Source organism: Microcoleus sp. B4-C2, from assembly GCF_036705265.1.
Classification (GTDB): domain Bacteria; phylum Cyanobacteriota; class Cyanobacteriia; order Cyanobacteriales; family Microcoleaceae; genus Microcoleus.
The window spans coordinates 1-2,025 of sequence record NZ_JAUBUB010000197.1 but is presented as its reverse complement, the minus strand read 5'-3'; the positions used below and the strand labels follow the sequence as shown (position 1 = coordinate 2,025).

Below are 2,025 nucleotides of genomic sequence, written 5' to 3'. Positions count from 1 at the left end.
CTTTTGGGCTAGCTTTACTGTTTCTTTTATTCATAACCGGCGTGCGACGCCGGTGGAACGCTCTGAAGAGGACTAAAAAACTCATTAGTCCTCTTCAGAGGACTTTAGCTATTAGACAGGGAATTCATTCCCTGGCGGACTAACGGGTGGGCGGGAGGACTGGTGGACAAAAAGCTTAAGTTGACACCATTGCCCACTGCCGTCTCCCTACCATATTTCATCTTCTACTCGCCAACTATCGACTGCCAAAAGTCTCTAGCGCTCGAAAAAAGAAATAACAAGTCAGCTAGAAATCGACTCAAAAGTAAAAAATATCAGCATTTTTTACCTTCTGCCGAATGACTAAGGCCTTCTGCCTTCGGGTACTAGGCTTCCCAACGTTCGGCGACCAATTCAGCCAAGTCAACCACCCGCTGACTGTAGCCCCACTCATTGTCGTACCAAGCCAAAACCTTTACCATGTCGCCATCCATCACCAGCGTTAAGCTGGAATCCAGAATCGAAGAAGCATCACTTCCGCGATAGTCGCAAGAAACTAAAGGCAAATCGTTGTACTCCAAAATCCCTTTCATGGAGCCTTCGGCAGCTTCTTTGAACACTTGATTTACTTGCTCGGTAAAAGTCTTTTTCTCTACCTGAGCCACAAAATCAACTACCGACACATTAGGAGTCGGCACGCGCATGGCAATACCGTTTAACTTGCCCTTCAATTCTGGAATCACCAAAGCCACAGCTTGGGCTGCGCCGGTAGAAGTCGGCACAATATTCATTGCTGCCGCCCGGGCCCGCCGCAAATCGCGGTGGCTGGCATCCAGCAAGCGCTGGTCGCCAGTATAGCTGTGGGTAGTGGTCATCATGCCTTTGACGATGCCAAAATTTTCGTGCAGCACTTTCAGTACAGGAGCCAGACAGTTAGTAGTACAGCTAGCATTGCTGATGACTGTGTAGTCACTGTGCTTGTAGTTGTGGTGGTTGACTCCCATCACATAAGTACCAACTTCAGAACCCTTGCCGGGAGCGGTAATTAGCACTTTTTTAGCGCCGGCAGTGATATGCTTCGATGCACCAGCTTGGTCAACAAAGACACCGGTCGATTCAATAATCAGATCAATACCCCAATCTTTCCAAGGCAAGTTTAGCGGGTTGCGATCGCTCACGCATTTAACTGTCTTCCCATTTAGGGTAATGGAATTTTCATCCGCACTGATGTCCACATTCTTCAACGTTCCCATCATGGAATCGTATCTGAGCAAGTGAGCATTACTTCTGGGATCGGAAGTGTCATTAATAGCTACCAACTCTAGCTGGCTGTTTTCTCGGCCCAACCAGCAGCGCGCAAAACTGCGCCCGATACGTCCAAAACCATTGATCGCGACTCGAATCACTTTAGTACCTCCTAACGATGGCAGCCCTTAGCTCAGGCTTAAATTTTGGAAAAATTTAAGAATTGACTTTTGACATTCTCACCGGACTAAAGCCACGGTGATTCCCAAACCTCACGATTTGAGTTTCTGCTTCATCGCAACTGCCTCCACCCACAAGGAGTTTTCTGGTCTTATGTTCGCTCCACAGACTAACCCCGCTAGCCCAGCGGTTTTTATGCGTCGAATACCTAAAAGGAATTCTTATCTGTTGTTTTGATTCCAGGGATGTTTACCATTGCCCTATCCTCTTTTCCCGGTCTACCGATTTGTCTGCGCCGCCAGTTGTACTGGACTTCGCTCGTTAGGCTGTCTGAATCCATCGTCGCGGGTGGGTCATTGACCAAACTATAGTTTAATATAAAGCGGTCTTAAAACGACGGGGTTTCCGCCCACCTTTCTGATGACACCAGATCATATCGCAAAGCTCGATCCTTTCTAACTTTTTGTGTTTATCAAAAAACCTGAACTTTTCTAGAAGGCTGAAATTGCAAGGCAGAAGGCATTAGGCTTTCTGCCGCTGCTTACTGATGTTACAAAGTAAACGATTTCTTAGAATATTCTGGTAAATCCTTGTAGAACCTGGCACTATGGTTGGAGAACG

1 protein-coding gene is annotated in these 2,025 nt (G+C 47.1%); it reads right to left on the bottom strand.

Annotated elements, in window-relative coordinates:
- Positions 1-365 precede the first annotated feature (365 nt).
- A complete protein-coding gene (locus QUB20_RS28315) occupies positions 366-1,385 on the bottom strand; it encodes a type I glyceraldehyde-3-phosphate dehydrogenase (RefSeq protein ID WP_333212976.1) in 1,020 nt (339 codons plus the stop codon).
- Between the last annotated feature and the right edge of the window lie 640 nt (positions 1,386-2,025).